This window comes from Pseudomonas sp. PA-1-6B (genome assembly GCF_021609545.1).
GTDB lineage: Bacteria > Pseudomonadota > Gammaproteobacteria > Pseudomonadales > Pseudomonadaceae > Aquipseudomonas > Aquipseudomonas fluorescens_BV.
This window is the reverse complement of record NZ_WJZM01000021.1, coordinates 1-18,768: the sequence shown is the minus strand read 5'-3', so window position 1 is coordinate 18,768 and position 18,768 is coordinate 1. Positions and strand designations below refer to the sequence as shown.

Sequence of the window (18,768 nt, the reverse complement as noted above, 5' to 3'; positions counted from 1 at the left end):
TGGAGCAGGCATTCTAGGGGCAAGTCACTGAGTTCGGATACGTCACAGTTTTGAGTGTGGGAGCTTGCCTGCGATGGCCATACGCCCACGGTAACCACGATGCGAAGCGAGTCGCTCTTGATCTTGCTCTTGATCTGCTTGTGATCTTGATCTCAGGCGCCCCGTTAAACCACGCTGGCCGAACGCAGGCTTGAATTCGTGGGTAACCCGGCAGGACGCCGGGTTAGCCGCCCCGCGCCATGGATGGCGCGTGGCGGCGGCCCACGGATTCAAGCCTGTGTTCGGGCACACCGAGCCTAGGCGAGGTGCCGAGTGGTGGGGCAAGAGCGTTTTGCTTACTTTTGCGCTTTTCAAAAGTGAGCCGCCGTCAGGGCGGAACCCTAAGTGGCCGTTACCGAAATAACGGATATGTACCCGGTCCAACTGTGTTGACTGTTAGGCCGCCTTCGCGAGCAAGCCCGCTCCCACAGGTTGATCGTGGTGTGCCAGGTAGATGGGTGTCGGCTATCAGGCCGTCATCGCAGGCAAGCCAGCTCCCACATTAGCCCTCCCACACTGTCGCTGTTCCAACCGCAGTCAGCGTACGGCTTCGAAGAGTCCGGTGGCGCCCATCCCACCACCCACGCACATGGTGACAATCCCATAACGAAGATTGCGCCGTTGCAACTCCCGCACCAGGTGCCCTACTTGCCGCGAGCCGGTCATGCCGAACGGGTGCCCGATGGAGATCGAGCCGCCGTTGACGTTGTACTTGGCATTATCAATCTCCAGGCGATTGCGCGCGTAAAGGCATTGGGAAGCAAAGGCCTCATTGAGTTCCCACAGGTCGATGTCCGCCACCTGCAAGCCCTTGGCCTTGAGCAACTTGGGCACCGAGAACACCGGGCCGATGCCCATCTCGTCCGGCTCGCAACCGGCCACGGTAAAGCCACGGAAGAACGCCTTGGGCTTGAGCCCCAATTCCAGGGCTTTTTCCAGGCTCATCACCAGGGTCATCGACGCACCGTCGGAAAGCTGCGAGGAGTTACCTGCCGTCACCGAGCCATCCTCGGCAAATACCGGCTTCAGGCCGCTGAGGCTGGCCAGGGTGGTGTCCGGGCGGTTGCAGTCGTCACGGTCTACCACGCCATCCAGGATCTGCACCGCGCCAGTGTTCTTGTCCTCGACCTTGTACTTGACCGCCATCGGTACGATTTCATCGTTGAACAAGCCATCAGCCTGGGCCTGGGCGGTGCGTTGCTGGCTTTGCAGCGCATAAAGGTCCTGGTCTTCGCGGCTGACGTGATATCGGCGCGCAACGATTTCGGCGGTCTGGCCCATGGGGAAGTAAATGCCCGGCACCTGTTCTTTAAGCAGCGGGTTGATCAGGTTATCGGTGTTGACGCTCTTCATGGTCAGGCTGATGGACTCCACGCCACCGGCAACAATGATGTCGCTGCAGCCCGAAGCGATCTGGTTGGCGGCAATGGCAATCGCCTGCAAGCCCGACGAACAGAAACGGTTGAGGGTCATGCCCGCCGTACCGGTGCCCAGTTGCGAGAGCACCGCCACGTTACGCCCGATGTTATAGCCCTGGGCGCCCTCGTTGGAGCCGGCGCCAACGATGCAGTCTTCCACCGTCGCCGGGTCGATCCCGTTGCGGGCCAGCAGCGCATTGACACAATGGGCCGCCATGTCATCGGGACGGGTCTGGTTGAACTTGCCGCGAAAGGATTTGGCCAGGCCGGTTCGCACGCTGTCGACGATCACTACTTCACGCATGGGCTACCTCGATCTTGTGGATGTGAATCGAGGATAGATCCAGGCCTGGCCGACCGCGATGATCATTCACTGCGTGGATGCAAAAGCATGGACCGACGTGGGAAACGGCAAGCCCCTCAGGCTATTTCTTTTTCTTCTTGTCGTGCTTGTCGCTTTTATCAAACGCTTCTTCCAGCGCACGGTTGATGGTGCGCAGCACCTTGACCCGCGCCCAGCGCTTGTCGTTGGCCTCTACCAGAGTCCAGGGCGCCACCTCGGTGCTGGTGCGGTCAACCATATCGCCCACTGCCGCGCGGTAGTCGTCCCACTTGTCGCGATTGCGCCAGTCGTCTTCGGTGATCTTGAAGCGTTTGAAGGGGATTTCTTCACGGGCCTGGAAGCGCTCCAGTTGCGTCTCCTTGTCGATGGCCAGCCAGAACTTGACCACGATCACCCCCGCATCGCGCAGTTGCTCTTCGAAGTCATTGATCTCGCCATAGGCGCGCATCCAGTCCGCAGGGGTACAGAAGCCTTCGATGCGCTCCACCAGCACGCGGCCGTACCAGGAGCGGTCAAACACGGTGAACATGCCGCGCGCCGGGATCTTCTGCCAGAACCGCCATAGATAAGGCTGGGCCCGTTCGTCTTCGCTGGGCGCGGCAATCGGCACGATGTGGTACTGGCGCGGGTCCAGTGCTGCCGCCACTCGACGGATCGCCCCACCCTTGCCCGCCGCGTCGTTGCCCTCGAACACGCTTACCAGCGCGTGCTTGCGCATGCGTTTGTCGCGCATCAGGCCAGAGAAGCGCGCCTGCTCGGTAATCAGTTGTTCTTCGTAATCATCCTTGTCCAGGCGCAGGGTCATGTCGAGGCTGTCGAGCAGGCTCTTGCGGTCCACCGAGGCAAGCAACGGCGCCGGGTTCATGCCGCTGGCCTTGACCTTGGCCTGCTTCAGGGCACTTTGCAGCCCATCGAGCAGGATCTTGCCCACGGTCAGCCCACGGTAAAGGGGGTCGACGCCTTCGATCACATGCCACGGCGCGTAATCGCGGCTGGTGCGGCGCAGCACACGCTCACCGAAATGCACGAACTTGTCGTAGGTCTTGGACTGCTGCCAGTCCAATGGGCTGATGCGCCAGCTGTGCAGCGGGTCGTCGGCCAGCGCCTTGAGGCGCGCCTTCATCTGTTTTTTGGACAGGTGGAACCAGAACTTGAAGATCAGCGCACCTTCATCGCAGAGCATCTTTTCCAGACGTTCGGCGCCGGCGATGGCCTGGTCCAGGCGCGCATCCTTGATCTGCCCATGCACGCGGCCTTGCAGCATCTGGCTGTACCAGTTGCCGAAGAAAATGCCCATGCGGCCCTTGGCCGGCAGTTGCCGCCAGTAGCGCCAGGCCGGTGGACGCGCCAGTTCTTCGTCGGTCTGCTGGTCGAAGGTGCGCACTTCGATCAGGCGCGGGTCCATCCATTCATTGAGCAGCTTGACGGTCTCACCCTTGCCCGCCCCCTCGATGCCGTTGATGAGGATGATCACCGGGAAGCGTTTCTGCTGTTGCAGTTCGTACTGAACTTCCAGCAAGGCTTCACGCAGGGCCGGCACTTCGGCGTCGTAGGTTTCTTTGTCGATGGCGTGACCGATTTCGGCGGATTCGAACATGGGCAGCTCCGTTTCAAGATGGCTCAAGACTAGCGGATTGGGCCCCGACACGCGCAAGGAAATACAACCCAGCCTTGCCATGGATCAATTCAACGCCTGTTGATCGGCTAGAATGGCCGCCTTGCCTTTGCCCGCTTTCATTTTATGAGCCGCCATGAACCCCATCACCCACGCCCAGCTCGACTGGGATGACCAAGGCCGCCCGCATTCGCGGGTATTCGACGACGTGTATTTCTCCGACCAGTCGGGCCTGGAAGAAACCCGCTACGTGTTCCTGAAGCAGAACCGCTTGCAGGAACGCTTCGCCGCCTTGCCCGCAGGTGGGCGCCTGGTGATTGGTGAAACTGGCTTCGGCACCGGCTTGAACTTCCTCTGCGCCTGGCAGTTGTTCGAACAGCACGCAGTCGCCGGTGCGCGGCTGCACTTTGTCAGCGTGGAAAAGTACCCACTCAGCCATGCCGACCTGCAACGCGCCCTCGCCCTCTGGCCCGAACTGCAACCCTTGGCCGAGCAACTGCTGGCGCAATACATTGCCATCCACCAGGGTTTCCAGCGCCTGGTACTGGACAACGGCCGCGTGACCCTGACCCTGTTGATCGGCGATGCGCTGGAACAATTGCCGCAACTGGACGCCCAGGTCGATGCATGGTTTCTCGACGGGTTCGCCCCGGCGAAAAACCCCGACATGTGGACCGCCGAGCTGTTCGCCCAACTGGCACGCCTGGCGGCACCGGGCTCGACCATCAGCACCTTCACCAGCACCGGCTGGGTAAGGCGGTTGATCAATGCCGCCGGGTTCAAGATGAAACGCACGCCAGGCATCGGCCATAAGTGGGAGATCCTGCGTGGGGAGTTTGTCGGTTGGCCCGCCGACTTACCCGCGCCGGCCCCACGTAAACCCTGGTTCGCCCGGCCACCCGCCATCGAGGGAGAACGTCATGCCCTGGTCATCGGCGGTGGCCTGGCCGGTTGCGCGACCGCCGCCAGCCTGGCCGCCAGGGGTTGGCGTGTCAGCCTTCTGGAGCGCCACGCCGGCTTGGCACAGGAAGCTTCGGGCAACCCACAGGGTGTGTTGTACCTCAAGCTTTCGGCCCATGGCACGGCCTTGTCCCAGCTGATAGTCAGCGGTTTTGGCCACACCCGACGCCTGCTGGAACATTTGCACCGAGGTGTCGATTGGGACGGCTGTGGCGTGTTGCAACTGGCGTTTGACGCCAAAGAGATCCAGCGTCAGGCTCAATTGGCAAACGCCTTTGCTCCGGACCTGTTGCATCTGCTGGACCGCGAGCAAGCGCAGCAAAAGGCGGGAATCGAACTGGCCCACGGCGGGTTGTTTTTTCCAGAGGGCGGTTGGGTGCATCCGCCCGCGCTGTGCCAGTGGCAGGCGAAACATCCACTGATTGAAGTGCTCACCCACCACGAGGCACTGGAACTGCACCGGCTCGACGACCAATGGCAAGCCCGCGCCGGTGACCGCGTACTGGCCAGCGCCGGTGTCGTGGTGCTCGCAGGGGCTGCGGAGATCAAGCGTTTCCCCTTCAGTGCTGACATACCGCTCAAGCGCATCCGTGGGCAGATCACTCGGCTGGCGCAAACCTGCGCGAGTAAAGCGCTGGCCACGGTGGTCTGTGCCGAGGGCTACGTCGCGCCGGCCCGGCTTGGCGAACACACCCTGGGCGCGAGTTTTGACTTCAACAATCAAGACCTCACGCCCACGCCCGCCGAACACAGCGGCAACCTGCAGATGCTGCGCGAGATCTCTACCGACCTGCTGCAGCGCCTGGGTGCTGACCGCCTGGCGGCCGAACAACTGGAAGGCCGTGCCGCGTTTCGTTGTACCAGCCCCGACTACCTGCCCATCGTTGGGCCATTGGCCGACCATGCGGCGTTTCAGCAGGCTTATGCGGTACTGGGCAAAGACGCCCGGCAAGTGCCGCAAACGCCCTGCCCCTGGCTGCCGGGGCTGTTTCTCAATAGCGGCCATGGCTCGCGTGGCCTGATCACTGCACCGTTGTGCGGCGAACTGCTGGCTGCATGGCTGAGTGATGAGCCCCTGCCCGTGCCAACCAGCGTAGCCGAGGCTTGCCACCCCAATCGATTTGCCCTGCGCGCGTTGGTGCGAGGCCAGGGCGCTGCACAAAAAAAGCCGGATTAAAGGCAAGGCGGCTATCTGCCTTATAACTTATCGGTCTAAAACTCCACGCATAGCACTGGGTCAGTTTCTGGGTACGCGCCCTTTTGGGCGTATTGAGTATTGACCCCTCCCCAACGGAAAAACCGGTAAGGAACTTATGTGTGGACTAGCTGGCGAGTTACGCTTTGATCATCAACCTGCCGACCTGGCAGCCGTAGAACGCATCACGCACCACCTCGCCCCCCGAGGCCCCGACGCCTGGGGCTTTCATGCCCAAGGGCCGATTGCCCTGGGCCACCGCCGCTTGAAAATCATGGACCTGTCGGACGGCTCTGCCCAACCGATGGTCGACGCCCATCTGGGGCTGTCCCTGGCGTTCAATGGCGCTATCTATAATTTCCCGGAACTGCGCCAAGAGCTGGAAGCCCTGGGTTACGCCTTCTATTCCGGCGGCGACACCGAAGTGCTGCTCAAGGGCTACCACGCCTGGGGCGAAGCGCTGCTGCCCAAGCTCAACGGCATGTTCGCTTTCGCCATTTGGGAGCGTGATGCCCAGCGTCTGTTCATCGCTCGTGACCGTCTCGGTGTGAAGCCCTTGTACCTGTCGCGCACCGGTCAGCGCCTGCGTTTCGCCTCGGCGTTGCCAGCGTTGCTCAAGGGTGGGGATATCAACCCGATCCTCGATCCGGTCGCCCTCAACCATTACCTGAATTTCCACGCCGTGGTCCCTGCGCCGCGCACGCTGTTGGCCGGCATCGAAAAGCTGCCGCCCGCCAGTTGGATGCGCATCGACGCCAGCGGCAAGACCGAACAGAAAACCTGGTGGACCCTGCCCTACGGGCCCCATGAGGACGAAAAACACCTGACCCTGGAAGACTGGACCGACCGCGTGCTCGACAGCACCCGCGAAGCCGTGGCCATTCGCCAACGTGCCGCCGTGGATGTCGGCGTGCTGCTGTCCGGCGGCGTCGACTCGAGCATGCTCGTCGGCCTGCTGCGTGAAGTGGGCGTGGAGGATTTGTCGACCTTTTCCATCGGCTTTGAAGACGCCGGCGGCGAACGTGGCGACGAGTTCCAGTACTCAGACCTGATCGCCAAACACTACGGCACCCATCACCACCAACTGCGCATCGCCGAAAGCGAGATCATCGAGCAACTGCCGGCCGCCTTCCGCGCCATGAGCGAGCCGATGGTCAGCCATGACTGCATCGCCTTCTACCTGCTGTCGCGGGAAGTGGCCAAGCATTGCAAAGTGGTGCAGAGCGGCCAGGGCGCCGATGAACTGTTCGCCGGTTACCACTGGTACCCGCAAGTGGACGGTGCCAGCGACCCGTACGCGGCCTATCGCGAGGCGTTTTTCGACCGCAGCTACGACGACTACGCGGCGACCGTAGCCCCCCAATGGCTGACCGCCAACGACGCCGCCGGCGATTTCGTGCGCGAGCACTTTGCAATGCCGGGCGCCGACGCGGCCGTGGACAAGGCCCTGCGCCTGGACAGCACGGTGATGCTGGTGGATGACCCGGTCAAGCGCGTCGACAACATGACCATGGCCTGGGGCCTGGAAGCGCGCACGCCGTTCCTCGACTACCGCCTGGTAGAGCTGTCGGCCCGTGTGCCGGCCCAGTTCAAGCTACCCGACGGCGGCAAACAGGTGCTCAAGGAAGCGGCGCGCCGGGTCATCCCCAGCGAAGTCATCGACCGCAAGAAAGGCTACTTCCCGGTGCCCGGCCTCAAGCACCTGCAGGGCGATACCTTGAACTGGGTGCGCGAGTTGCTGCTGGACCCGAGCCAGGACCGCGGGCTGTTCAACCCGGCCATGCTCGACCGCTTGCTCACCGACCCGCAAGGCCAACTCACCCCACTGCGCGGCTCCAAGCTGTGGCAGTTGGCGGCGCTGAACCTGTGGCTGAGCGAACAAGGAATCTGATCCATGAAACCGAATGCCGCGGCTTACAGCCAACGCTTACTCAAGGGCCAGGCGCCGACCTACGAGCGCCTGCAAGCGCGCCTGGCCGAAGATGGCAGCGCACTGGCCGCCGACCCGATTGCCGTGCATTGCGGCTGGGGCCGTTTGTTGATCGGCCACACCTTTCCCGACCCGGCAAGCCTGGCCCAGGAACTGCTCAACGAGCAGCCCGGCGAGCGCGATATCGCGCTGTACGTGGCAGCGCCCCAGCAAATCCTGGGCATTGACCCGCAGCAACTGTTCCTCGACCCGTCCGACACCCTGCGCCTGTGGTTCACCGACTACCGCCCGGCCACCCGGGTGTTTCGCGGCTTTCGCATTCGCCGGGTGCAGAGCGAGGCCGACTGGCAAGCGGTCAACCACTTGTACCAGGGCCGCGGGATGCTGCCTGTCGACCCGGAACGCCTCACCCCACGTCATCAAGGCGGCCCGGTGTACTGGCTGGCCGAAGATGAAGACAGCGGCGCGGTGATTGGCAGCGTAATGGGCCTCAACCATCACAAGGCCTTCCACGACCCGGAGAACGGATGCAGCCTCTGGTGCCTGGCAGTCGACCCTCAATGCACGCGCCCTGGTGTCGGAGAAGTGTTGGTGCGCCACTTGGTGGAGCACTTCATGAGCCGAGGCTTGAGCTACCTGGACTTGTCGGTGCTGCACGATAACCGCCAGGCCAAGAGCCTTTACGCCAAACTCGGCTTTCGGGCGTTGACCACCTTCGCGATCAAGCGCAAGAACGGCATCAATCAACCGCTGTTTCTGGGCCCCGGGCCCCAGGCGGAGTTCAACCCTTACGCACGCATCATTGTCGAAGAAGCCCACCGACGCGGTATTGATGTGCAAGTGGACGATGCCGATGCGGGTTTGTTCACCCTTAGCCACGGCGGGCGTCGCGTGCGTTGCCGTGAGTCCCTGAGCGACCTGACCAGCGCCATCAGCATGACCCTGTGCCAGGACAAGAGCCTGACCCACAAGGTGCTCAAGGCGGCGGGCCTGCAGGTGCCGGTGCAACAGTTGGCGGGCAGTGCCGACGACAACCTGGAGTTTCTCGACGAACACCAGCGCATCGTGGTCAAGCCGCTGGATGGCGAGCAAGGCCATGGCGTCGCCGTGGATCTGCGCAGCATCGAAGAGGTGCAGCAGGCGATCGAAGCGGCGCGCCAGTTCGACAGCCGCGTGTTGCTGGAAAGCTTCCACGAAGGCCTGGACCTGCGGATTCTGGTGATCGGTTTTGAAGTGGTCGCGGCTGCGATTCGTCGCCCCGCCGAAGTGATCGGCGACGGCCAACATTCGATTCGCGCGTTGATCCAGGCGCAAAGCCGTCGTCGCCAGGCGGCCACCGACGGCGAGAGCAAAATCCCGCTGGATGCAGAAACCGAGCGCACCCTCAAAGCCGCAGGTTACGACTACAACAGCATCCTGCCCCGTGGCGTGCAACTGGCCGTGCGACGCACCGCCAACCTGCACACCGGAGGTTGCCTGGAAGATGTCACGGCGATCCTGCACCCCACGCTGGTGGACGCGGCCGTGCGTGCGGCCCGTGCTCTGGATATCCCTATGGTCGGCCTGGACCTGATGGTACCTGCCGCCGACCAGCCAGAGTATGTGTTTATCGAAGCCAACGAACGGGCCGGCCTGGCCAACCATGAACCGCAACCCACGGCTGAGAAGTTTGTGGATTTGTTGTTTCCACACAGTCAGCCGGCGACTTAAGTGATGTGTCGCCTGTACCGGCGCTATCGCGGGCAAGCCCGACTCCCACAGTTGACCGCACTCCAATGTGGGAGCCGGGCTTGCCCGCGATGAGGCCGTGCCCCCCTCATCGAAACCATCGATGCCCTCAACTCATCAGGAGTTTCCATGACCCGAACCATCCCCGAACCCGATCTCGCGTACCTGCAAAAAGTGCTGCTGGAGATGCTCGCCATTCCCAGCCCCACCGGTTTTACCGACACCATCGTGCGTTACGTCGCCGAACGCCTGGAAGAACTCGGCATCCCGTTTGAAATGACCCGGCGCGGCACCATTCGCGCCACCCTCAAGGGCCAGAAAAACAGCCCTGACCGCGCCGTCTCCGCCCACCTGGACACCATCGGCGCCGCCGTGCGTGCGATCAAGGACAACGGGCGCCTGACCCTGGCACCGGTGGGCTGCTGGTCGAGCCGCTTTGCCGAAGGTAGCCGGGTCAGCCTGTTCACCGACAACGGCGTTATTCGCGGCAGCGTATTGCCGTTGATGGCCTCCGGGCACGCGTTCAACACTGCCGTGGATGAAATGCCGGTGAGCTGGGACCATGTGGAACTGCGCCTGGACGCCTACTGCGCGACGCGGGCCGACTGCGACTCCCTGGGAATCAGCGTCGGTGACTACGTGGCGTTCGATCCTCTGCCCGAGTTCACCGAGAGCGGGCATATCAGCGCTCGCCACCTGGACGACAAGGCCGGCGTCGCCGCCCTGCTCGCCGCGCTCAAGGCCATCGTCGACAGTGGCGAACCCTTGCTGATCGACTGCCACCCGCTGTTCACCATCACCGAGGAAACCGGCAGTGGTGCAGCGGCCGCCCTGCCCTGGGATGTGAGTGAGTTTGTCGGCATCGATATTGCCCCGGTCGCCCCCGGCCAGCACTCCAGCGAACACGCGGTGAGCGTGGCCATGCAGGACTCCGGCGGGCCCTATGACTATCACCTGTCCCGCCACTTGCTACGCCTGGCTTCGGAGAACGACCTGCCGGTACGCCGCGATCTGTTCCGCTATTACTTCAGCGATGCGCACTCGGCGGTCACCGCCGGCCATGATATACGCACCGCCCTGCTCGCCTTCGGTTGTGACGCCACCCACGGTTACGAGCGTACCCATATAGACAGCCTGGCCGCCCTGAGCCGCTTGCTGGGCGCTTACATCCTCAGCCCGCCGGTGTTTGCCAGCGATGCGCAACCGGCCCAGGGTTCCCTGGATCGGTTCAGTCATCAGATCGAGCATGAAACGCAAATGGAGAGCGACACCCGCGTGCCGTCGGTAGACAGCCTGGTCGGCCAGAAGTCCTGACGCGGTGAGTTGATACTGGCAACAAAGGTCCCGGCGCAGTAGCATCGCCGGGACCTGACACCTGAGGCTTGTATGCTGATTCCCTACGATGCACTTGAAGTCGACACCCTGACCCGCCTCATCGAAGACTTCGTCACCCGCGACGGCACCGACAATGGCGACGACACGCCCCTGGAAACCCGCGTGCTGCGCGTGCGCCAGGCGCTGACCAAAGGCCAGGCGCTGATCGTCTTCGACCCCGAGAGCGAGCAATGCCAGTTGATGCTCAAGCACGATGTGCCCAAGCATCTGTTCGACTGAAAAGCTGCGCCTAAAGGTTGGGCACCGGCACGGGATGGGTAGCCTGGCTCTCGCCTTTGAGAATCTTGCGGTACACCTCGGCGCGGTACACGTTGACACCCATCGGTGCCTCGATGCCGAATTTCACATGAGTACCGTTCACTTCAAGGATATGCACGGTGATGTCATCGCCAATGGCGATGGCTTCGCCTATGGCACGGCTTAAGACCAGCATGGCGGTTGTCCTTTGCAAATAACAGGACCTCGACCATGCCCCCTTGGCACTGGACCGGCAATGGCTTGCGGGCAAATCAGGCGCTGCCTACACAGACAGGTAATTTGCCTGACAGACCCCAGCCAAATCAGCCCTTCACAGCCTGCGCCTTGGCGCGCATCTTGTCGGCCATCAGGGTCATTTCGTCATACAGCAACTGCGGATTTTTCTGTTTCAACGCCCAAGCCATGCGGCCTTGCTCGTGGGGCAGGATCATGAATTCACCTTCGGCCACACGCTGGTAAATGTAGTCGGCAATATCCGCCGCCGAGATGGGTGAACTCTCAAGCAACTTGCCCACTTGAGCCTTCATGGCTGGGGTTGGCCCACGGAACGAGTCGAGCAGGTTGGTCTGGAAAAACGACGGGCACACCACATGCACGCCCACTTCCTGTTGCTTGAGCTCCACCAACAGGCTCTCGGACAACGCCACCACGCCCGCCTTGGCCACGTTGTAGTTGCTCATGGCCGGGCCTTGCATCAGCGCTGCCATTGACGCGATGTTGATGATGCGCCCCTTGCTCTTTTCCAGCAGCGGCAGGAACGCCTTGCAGCCTTTGACGACGCCCATCAGGTTGATTGCGATCTGCCAGTCCCAATCCTCCAGGGACAGTTCAGCGAAGAACCCACCCGAGGCCACGCCGGCGTTGTTGACGATCACATCGATGCCCCCGAGCTTCACCTCGCAGGCCTGGGCAAAGGCCGTGAGTTGGCTGTAGTCACGCACGTCACAGCGCTGGATAAAGCCATCCCCCCCGACCTCGCGAACCTGCTTGAGGGTTTCCTGCAAACCGGGTTCGCTGACATCGGACAACGCCAACTGCCAACCTTCACGGGCCCAGCGCAGAGCGATTTCGCGACCCAGGCCAGACCCGGCGCCAGTGATCATCATGCGGTTTTGCATAGAAGTAACCTTGTGGTTTACCGAAGAAGTGACCGGCAGTGTAGCGAAGGTTTTTCCTGCACCCACGCACCATCAGATTGATGAATGCCAGAGGCAAACCCGTGGCTGGGTCGCAGTCGCGCATATAGCCCAAGTTCAATTTTTTTCAACTGATTAGTTCAAGTTGCGTACGGGGTAAAAGAAATAAGCAACTAATCAAAATGTTTTAGAAAAACAATGAATTTTCTGCCAAGTGCATGAGTCGGAATGGTTAAGGCGTCCCAATGCACATGGACGAGATAACGGTCAAACAGCCGGTTTTGCACAGAACCTATAAGGAATAAAACCATGAGCCTCATTCTAATCATTATCCTGATCCTCCTGCTGGTCGGTGGCCTGCCCGTGTTCCCGCACTCGCGTAACTGGGGTTATGGACCGTCGGGTATCCTGGGTGTGGTACTGGTTGTTCTGCTGGTGCTGTTGTTGCTCGGCAAGATATAAAACCCCGGACAAAAAAAGAGGCCTCAATTGAGGCCTCTTTTTTATTGCCGGTCAGTTAGTCCGGTTTGCCATCTACCACACCTGCGGTGTTATCCAGCAGGCTCTTGGTCGCGGTCTGTAGGAACGACTCGAGTTTCTGCTTGAGCGCAGCTTCGTCCGGCGACTCAGGAATCACCTTGCCAGTCGGCTCGGCGCCCAGTGTGTATTCCCACAACTTGGGTGGCATTTCCTTGGGCAATACCAGCACGCGATCGCCGGTGAGCAAGGCCACGGTCTGGTCGCTGCCCGATGGCTTGATCACGCCGAAACCCTTGTCACCTTCCGGCAGGTTCAGCAGGTCGCGGCCCCAGCACTGGTGCAAGGTATCGCCGCCCAGGCGGCCCATGATGGTCGGCACGATGTCGATCTGGGTGCCCACGGTGTGGTCACGCTCACCGAACTTCTCGCGCATGCCGGGTGCAATCATCAGCATCGGCACGTTGAAGCGACCCAGGTCCATCTCGGTGATCTGCTGCTCATTGCCAAAACCGTGGTCACCGACAATCACGAACAGGGTTTCCTTGAAGTACGGCTCCTTGCGGGCCTTTTCAAAGAACTGGCCCAAGGCCCAGTCGGAGTAGCGCATGGCCGTCAAATGCTCGTTGAGGCTGCCACGGTCGGTGACTTTCTCAACCGGCAATGGCGTTGGCAACGCGTACGGCGTGTGGTTGGACAGGGTTTGCAGCAACGCGTAGAACGGCTTGCCGCCTTCACGGGCTTTAAGCTCCTCCAGGCCACGGTTGAACATGTCCTGGTCGGACACGCCCCATGTAGGGTCGGAGAACACCGGGTCGACAAAGTCGTTGCGGCCGACGAAGTTGGTCATGCCCTGGTTGCTGAAGAAACCCGACTGGTTGTCCCAGGCGAAATCGCCGTTGTAGACATACACATCGTCGAAATCACGCGCACTGAGCAACTGTGGCAGGCCCGACAACTTGTGGCTGCCTTCCGGGGTCTGCATCAGGTATTCGAAGCCCGGCAGGTTCGGGAAGCAGGCCATGGTGGCGAACATACCCTGGTGGGTGTGGGTGCCGTTGGAGAAGAAGCGGTCGAACAGCAAGCCTTCCTGGGTCAACTTGTCGAAGTACGGGGTGATATTGCCCGGACGCCCCAATGCGCCCACCGAGTGACCGGCGAAGCTTTCCATGAGGATCACTACGACGTTCTTGATCGGCAGGGTTTTCTCGGCCGGTGGCGTGAAGTCACGGCGCACGGCTGCGGTGTCGGTGTCTACCAGCTTCTCTTGCGGCAGCACCAGCATGTCGCGCACGGTCTGGGTGGCCAGCGGTTGTTCCAGGGTCGCCTTCCAGATGTTGGCGCGGTCTTCACCAAAGCGCGCCTTGGCCGCCGCGATCAGCGACAGGGTGCCATTGAGGCCCAGCTGGTTGGCGAAGTTCGAATCGGTGGTGTAGACGTCACCCCAACGCAGCGGTGGCCCCTGGCGCAGGGTGCCACGGATGGCGACCACGGCGACCAGCAGGCAAACCATGAACACTGCGATGCGGCTGTACCATGGCGCCACCTGGCGCGTGCTGATAGTGCCGCCGCTGAAGGGGCCCCGTGGGCGCGTTGCGCGGTCAGCGCCCTTGAAGGCCATGCTCAGGATCAGCGTGCCCACGGCCCAGGCCAGCAGGTAACGCACCACCGGGAAACCGTACCAGAGCATGCTCATCACGGTGCTCGGGTCTTCCTTCACATACTGGAAGACCAGGCCGTTGAGGCGCTGGTGGAATTCGCGGTAGAAGTCCATCTCCATCAGGCCAAGGAACAAGGCGATGCTGGACGCAACGGTCAGCCACAAACGGAAGAACCCACGCGCCGCCATCGCTCGCACGCTGAACAGCGCCAACAGCAGCGGAATCAGCAGGTACATCACCAGGCGAATGTCCAGGCGCAGGCCGTTGGCGAAGGCTTCGAGGAACGTCGAGGCCGGCGTATCGAGGATCATCTCGCGGTTATAGACCAGCAACGCCAAGCGCAGCAGAGAAAACATCACCATCATGACCAGTGCGCAGAGCAGCGTGTACGCCAGATGGGATTTGACGGTCGGTTGCAGCAGGCGATTTGAAGCTCGCTGCTGATTCAGGGCGTCCGGGTTTGCCATGTCGTTTTAGGACCCATTGGAAGTTTAAGTTGCGAAATAATGCAGTGGCGTCCGTCCCTCGCCCAGGCTGGCTGGGGTAGGCGGTTAACGCGGTGGCGCAAATGGTGCCCGATCAAGGCCGGCAAGGCTATTAATTACTGAACGTATGCCACGGCCCTGCCTTTAAGGGCACTGGAGACAGAGCCTTGGCAGCCGGATAAAGCCGGGGAATTGTCTTGGATGGGATGTGAAAATTTCGTGCGGAGAATACTTTCGACACACAAATTTAATTAATGCCGTGAACCCCCTTGTGGGAGCAGGCAAGCCAGCTCCCACATTGACTGTGCCCGCTCCAAATCGAGTGGGTCGTCAGATCCGCACGTTACCGCGCGGCCCGGCGATAGCCCAGATGATCAGGCCCAGCACTGGCAACAGCAGGATCAACAGGATCCACAGCACTTTGGCGCCGGTGCTGGCGCCGCTTTTGAACACGTTGATGATCGCCCAGATATCCAGCGCGAGGATGATCAGGCCAATCAGACTATTAAACGTGGAACCCATGGTGTCGCTCCTAAGTGAGGGCATGCCCTTGTAGGATAGTCAGCCTTGGCGCGGGTTCCGTTTTATTTCAGACGTGTACGGCAATCTTCAAGGCTTCAAGCGAGGGCTCGGCCTTGATGCCGACTTCGGCACACAGTTCCAGCACCCGCGGCAGGTCGTTACCGAACACCAGCACTGCCTGGATCTCGTCATCCAGCAACTGGCTGAAGTTCATCAGCACATAACCGCCGTCTTCCGGGCTCAGAGCGCTCATCTGGATCTGGATGCGGTTGAGCGCGGTCAGGTCTTCGGTCTTGGCCAGTTGCTTGGGCTTGAGGTTGAACGCCACACCCGGACCGAACGACGCGACGATCTGGGCAAACAGGTCGCCATAGGTGTCGGCCTGGAACAACACCGTGTCCGGCAGGCTACCGACCACCACCCACTCTCCCAGCGGGATCGGGAAACTGTCGTCGTAGTTGATATCCGGATTGGCCGCCAGGAACGCCGCAGGGTCCGCGTAGGCCTGGGCCGCTTCGTCGGCAATACGCGCTACTTCGTCCTCACCCATGACGCCGGCGCTGATTTTGCTGATGAGTTCGACGAGGGCGGTTTTCATGGGGCGGTCCTGTAACGGGCAAGTTTTGAAGGGCGCGTAGCCTACACCAGTTTCTGCAACTGCGCCGCCGTATCCACCGCGCCCATGGTCTGCGCCGCGGCCAGCGCCGTCGCGCCTTGTGCATCGGTGGTCTTGGGGTTTGCGCCTTTACCGAGCAGGTAATCAACCATGTCAACGCGGTTGAACATCGCCGCCATCATCAAGGCCGTACGCCCGTCCGAGGAGGCCGCGTCAATCGGCGTGCCGCCTTCGATCAACGCCTGGACCACCGGCAGGTTGCCTTTGAACGCCGCGCCGGCAATCGGCAACTGGTTCTTGTCGTTGGCGATCAGGGGGTCGGCCTTGAACTCCAGCAGCACTTTGACCGCCTCGGCATGGCCGTGGTACGCCGCGAGCATCAACAAGGTGTCGCCATTGTGATTACGAAAGTTGGCCGGCAGGCCTTTCGCCAACAGTGCGGCAAGCATGGCGGCGTCGCCGCGCCGAGCGACGTCGAAGACTTGCTCGGCAAACTCGGCGGCTTCGTCTTCGGTCATTTGTTTAGGCTGATCTGACATGGGGGCTCCTTGCTGAGGCGACTGACATAACTGTTTAAGGCGCCCAGTGTCGCGATGGAGTTCCCCGGTGTCATGGCTTTTTTGTCAAAAGCCGCCATAGCCAGAATCAATAACGGAATTGGCCGCCCTGGATCTGCGCCAGCAATTGCCCGGTCACCGGCACATAGGTGTCCGAACCCGGCAACCAGGCGTAGACCGGGTCATTGCCAGCCTTGTCCGGGTCGAACCCTTGCTCCTTGAGCTTCACTTTCTGGTACTTGAACGTGCCGGTGGTTTCCATCTTCACCTTGATCCGCAAAAACAACGGCACCGCATAAGGGGGCAACTGGCCGTGGGCGAATTGCAGCAGTTCGCGCATGTCCAGGCTGGCCAGGGATTCGCAGGGGGTGATGGCGACCATGCCGGCGCGGCCGTTGGTGTTGTCGATCTCGACGCCATAGGCCACCACTTCAGCGATCTGCGGGTGTTTCAGCAGGACGTTTTCCACCTCGGTAGTCGAGACGTTTTCGCCCTTCCAGCGATAGGTATCCCCCAGGCGATCGACAAATTGCGCATGGCCGAAACCGATGCTGCGCACCAGGTCGCCGGTGTTGAAATAGCGGTCGCCTTTTTCGAATACGTCGGTCAGTACCACCTTGCGGTTCTTTTCCGGGTCGGTGTAACCGTCGAAGGGCGACTTATCATCAATGCGCGCCAATAGCAGGCCCTGCCCGCCAGTGGGCACCTTGACCATGAACCCATTGTTGCCGCGCAGCGGTTCACCGCTGTCATGGGCGTAATCCACCAGCGCCCAATGCTGCAGGCAAAAGCCGATGGTGTTGTCAAAATTCAGCACGTTGGTAAAGCCGATATTGCCGTCGCTGGCGGCATACAGTTCGCAGATATGCTCCACGCCATAACGCTGCTTGAACTGCGCCCACACACCGGGGCGCAGGCCGTTGCCGACCATCTTGGTCACCTGGTTATCGCGGTCCTGCGCACTCGCGGGCTGGTCGAGCAGATAGCGGCACAGCTCACCGACATAGCCCAGGGTGGTCGCCTTGAACTGGCGTGCATCGTCCCAGAACTGGCTGGCGCTGAATTTGCGCCGAATGGCAAAGCCCGAAGCGCCGATAATCGCCGCCCCCCAGCACACGCACAAGCCGGTGGCGTGGTACAGCGGCAAGGTGCAATAGAGGACGTCCTGCGGCCCCATGTCCAGGGCGATACTGCCGAAGCTCACGGCGGTTTTGGTCCAGCGCCCGTGCTTCATGATGCCGGCCTTGGGCAAGCCGGTGGTGCCGGAGGTGTAGATATAGAAGCAGGGATCGTGGAAGAACACCTGCGCCGAACTTGCCGGGTTGTCCACCGGGCTTTCGGCACTGGCGGCCATCAGGTCGATGTAGCCGTCGGGCACCCTACTATCGGGCTGATCGGCCACGAACCAGGTGCGCCCGGCAGGGATCTGAACTTGATCACGCACTGCTGCGTAAGCGCCGAGCAATTCGGCACCGACCACAATGGCAACCGGCTTGACCAGGGTCAGGCTGTGTACCAGCGCCCCTTGAGTTTGCGCCGTATTGAGCATGGCGCAGATGCCGCCCAGCTTGGCCACGGCCAGCACGTTGAGCAGCAACTCGGGGCGATTCTCGATAAACAGCGCCACCACGTCACCCTTGCGGATGCCCTGGGCCTGCAAGTGATGGGCAATGCGATTGGCGCGCTGATTGGCGTCTCGGTAGCTGATCACGCTGTCCCCATACAGTAGGGCAGCACCCTCCGGGTTACGCAAGGTGGCTTGTTCGAAATGCCAGCCCAGGCCGCAGGGTTGGCTGGGGTCGGTGACGTTGGCCGCACGCATGCCGCGCACCACCCGTGGTAGCGCCCGAACGATGGCAGGCACCTTACGCAGCATCATGCGCCAGGTGATCATGTCGATTTGCTGATGAGTCATGGCGGGACGTCCCTTTTCTTATTCTTGGTCTGGTCCAGGTACATCGACTGGTGTAGCGGAAAATACGTCAGCGGTTCTTTGGCTGTACACGCGGGATTTGAAAAGTTTTGTATCCCGTGGCGGCCGCCCGATGCTTATCTCCCTGCCGCCCCGCGCTCCAACTGTGGGAGCTGGCTTGCCTGCGATGACGACCTACCAGCCGACACTTCTCTACCTGACATCCCACGATCCAATTGTGGGAGCGGGCTTGCTCGCGAAGGCGGCCTGACAGGCGACACAGTTGGATTGTGTAGATATCCATTCCTGCGGTAACGGCCACTTAGGGTTCCGCCTGACGGCGGCTCACTTTTGAAAAGCGTGTACGGACCGGACACATGGTTGACACCTCGCCTAGGCTCGGTGTGCCCGAACACAGTCTTGAATCCGTGGGCCGCCGCCACGCGCCATCCATGGCGCGGGGCGGCTAACCCGGCGTCCTGCCGGGTTACCCACGAATTCAAGCCTGCGTTCGGCCAGCG

15 protein-coding genes are annotated in these 18,768 nt (G+C 61.4%); 6 read left to right on the top strand and 9 right to left on the bottom strand.

Annotated features, from left to right (window positions below; genetic code table 11):
• Window positions 1–576: 576 nt before the first annotated feature.
• Both GIV35_RS12305 and pap read right to left on the bottom strand, forming a co-directional pair.
• Entirely contained in the window at window positions 577–1,761 is a 1,185-nt protein-coding gene (locus GIV35_RS12305; RefSeq protein ID WP_003192745.1) for a thiolase family protein, read from the bottom strand.
• Window positions 1,762–1,882: 121 nt separating this feature from the next.
• Window positions 1,883–3,397 carry a polyphosphate:AMP phosphotransferase gene (gene pap, locus GIV35_RS12300; protein ID WP_105227476.1) on the bottom strand — a complete coding sequence of 505 codons (1,515 nt, stop codon included), beginning with the start codon at window positions 3,395–3,397 and terminating at the stop codon, window positions 1,883–1,885.
• A 154-nt stretch (window positions 3,398–3,551) separates the two neighbouring features.
• Here pap and mnmC point away from each other — a divergent pair, with 154 nt between their 5' ends.
• The 5 genes from mnmC (at window position 3,552) to GIV35_RS12275 (ending at window position 10,842) form a co-directional block, all read left to right on the top strand.
• Window positions 3,552–5,552, top strand: a complete 2,001-nt coding sequence (mnmC, locus tag GIV35_RS12295; RefSeq protein WP_236265245.1) for a bifunctional tRNA (5-methylaminomethyl-2-thiouridine)(34)-methyltransferase MnmD/FAD-dependent 5-carboxymethylaminomethyl-2-thiouridine(34) oxidoreductase MnmC — start codon at window positions 3,552–3,554, stop codon at window positions 5,550–5,552.
• 136 nt (window positions 5,553–5,688) lie between these two features.
• Window positions 5,689–7,461 carry an N-acetylglutaminylglutamine amidotransferase gene (locus GIV35_RS12290; protein WP_014719264.1) on the top strand — a complete coding sequence of 591 codons (1,773 nt, stop codon included), beginning with the start codon at window positions 5,689–5,691 and terminating at the stop codon, window positions 7,459–7,461.
• 3 nt (window positions 7,462–7,464) lie between these two features.
• A complete protein-coding gene (gene ngg / locus GIV35_RS12285; protein WP_137204244.1) occupies window positions 7,465–9,210 on the top strand; it encodes an N-acetylglutaminylglutamine synthetase in 1,746 nt (581 codons plus the stop codon).
• Window positions 9,211–9,357: 147 nt separating this feature from the next.
• A complete protein-coding gene (locus GIV35_RS12280; RefSeq protein ID WP_034126152.1) occupies window positions 9,358–10,542 on the top strand; it encodes an osmoprotectant NAGGN system M42 family peptidase in 1,185 nt (394 codons plus the stop codon).
• A gap of 72 nt (window positions 10,543–10,614) precedes the next feature.
• Window positions 10,615–10,842: a YheU family protein gene (locus GIV35_RS12275; RefSeq protein WP_003192759.1), complete on the top strand. Its 228-nt coding sequence runs from the start codon at window positions 10,615–10,617 to the stop codon at window positions 10,840–10,842.
• A 10-nt stretch (window positions 10,843–10,852) separates the two neighbouring features.
• Here GIV35_RS12275 and csrA read toward each other — a convergent pair whose 3' ends face one another.
• Both csrA and GIV35_RS12265 read right to left on the bottom strand, forming a co-directional pair.
• Entirely contained in the window at window positions 10,853–11,056 is a 204-nt protein-coding gene (gene csrA, locus GIV35_RS12270) for a carbon storage regulator CsrA (RefSeq protein WP_236265244.1), read from the bottom strand.
• Between the two features lie 127 nt (window positions 11,057–11,183).
• On the bottom strand, window positions 11,184–11,999 hold the full coding sequence (locus tag GIV35_RS12265; RefSeq protein WP_213153513.1) for an SDR family oxidoreductase: 816 nt from the start codon (window positions 11,997–11,999) through the stop codon (window positions 11,184–11,186).
• A 327-nt stretch (window positions 12,000–12,326) separates the two neighbouring features.
• On the opposite strand from GIV35_RS12265, the gene GIV35_RS12260 reads away from it, so the two are divergent.
• Window positions 12,327–12,479, top strand: coding sequence for a DUF3309 family protein (locus tag GIV35_RS12260; RefSeq protein WP_003192767.1), 153 nt, complete (start codon window positions 12,327–12,329; stop codon window positions 12,477–12,479).
• A gap of 55 nt (window positions 12,480–12,534) precedes the next feature.
• On the opposite strand, the gene GIV35_RS12255 is transcribed toward GIV35_RS12260, so the two are convergent.
• The 5 genes from GIV35_RS12255 to GIV35_RS12235 form a co-directional block, all read right to left on the bottom strand.
• Window positions 12,535–14,622, bottom strand: a complete 2,088-nt coding sequence (locus GIV35_RS12255; RefSeq protein WP_105227486.1) for an LTA synthase family protein — start codon at window positions 14,620–14,622, stop codon at window positions 12,535–12,537.
• A gap of 348 nt (window positions 14,623–14,970) precedes the next feature.
• Window positions 14,971–15,162, bottom strand: coding sequence for a PLDc N-terminal domain-containing protein (locus GIV35_RS12250; protein ID WP_003192770.1), 192 nt, complete (start codon window positions 15,160–15,162; stop codon window positions 14,971–14,973).
• Between the two features lie 67 nt (window positions 15,163–15,229).
• Window positions 15,230–15,760 carry a hypothetical protein gene (locus tag GIV35_RS12245; RefSeq protein WP_200647952.1) on the bottom strand — a complete coding sequence of 177 codons (531 nt, stop codon included), beginning with the start codon at window positions 15,758–15,760 and terminating at the stop codon, window positions 15,230–15,232.
• Between the two features lie 41 nt (window positions 15,761–15,801).
• On the bottom strand, window positions 15,802–16,317 hold the full coding sequence (locus GIV35_RS12240) for an ankyrin repeat domain-containing protein (RefSeq protein WP_200647953.1): 516 nt from the start codon (window positions 16,315–16,317) through the stop codon (window positions 15,802–15,804).
• Window positions 16,318–16,423: 106 nt separating this feature from the next.
• Window positions 16,424–18,250, bottom strand: coding sequence for a long-chain-acyl-CoA synthetase (locus GIV35_RS12235; RefSeq protein ID WP_105227492.1), 1,827 nt, complete (start codon window positions 18,248–18,250; stop codon window positions 16,424–16,426).
• Window positions 18,251–18,768 lie beyond the last annotated feature (518 nt).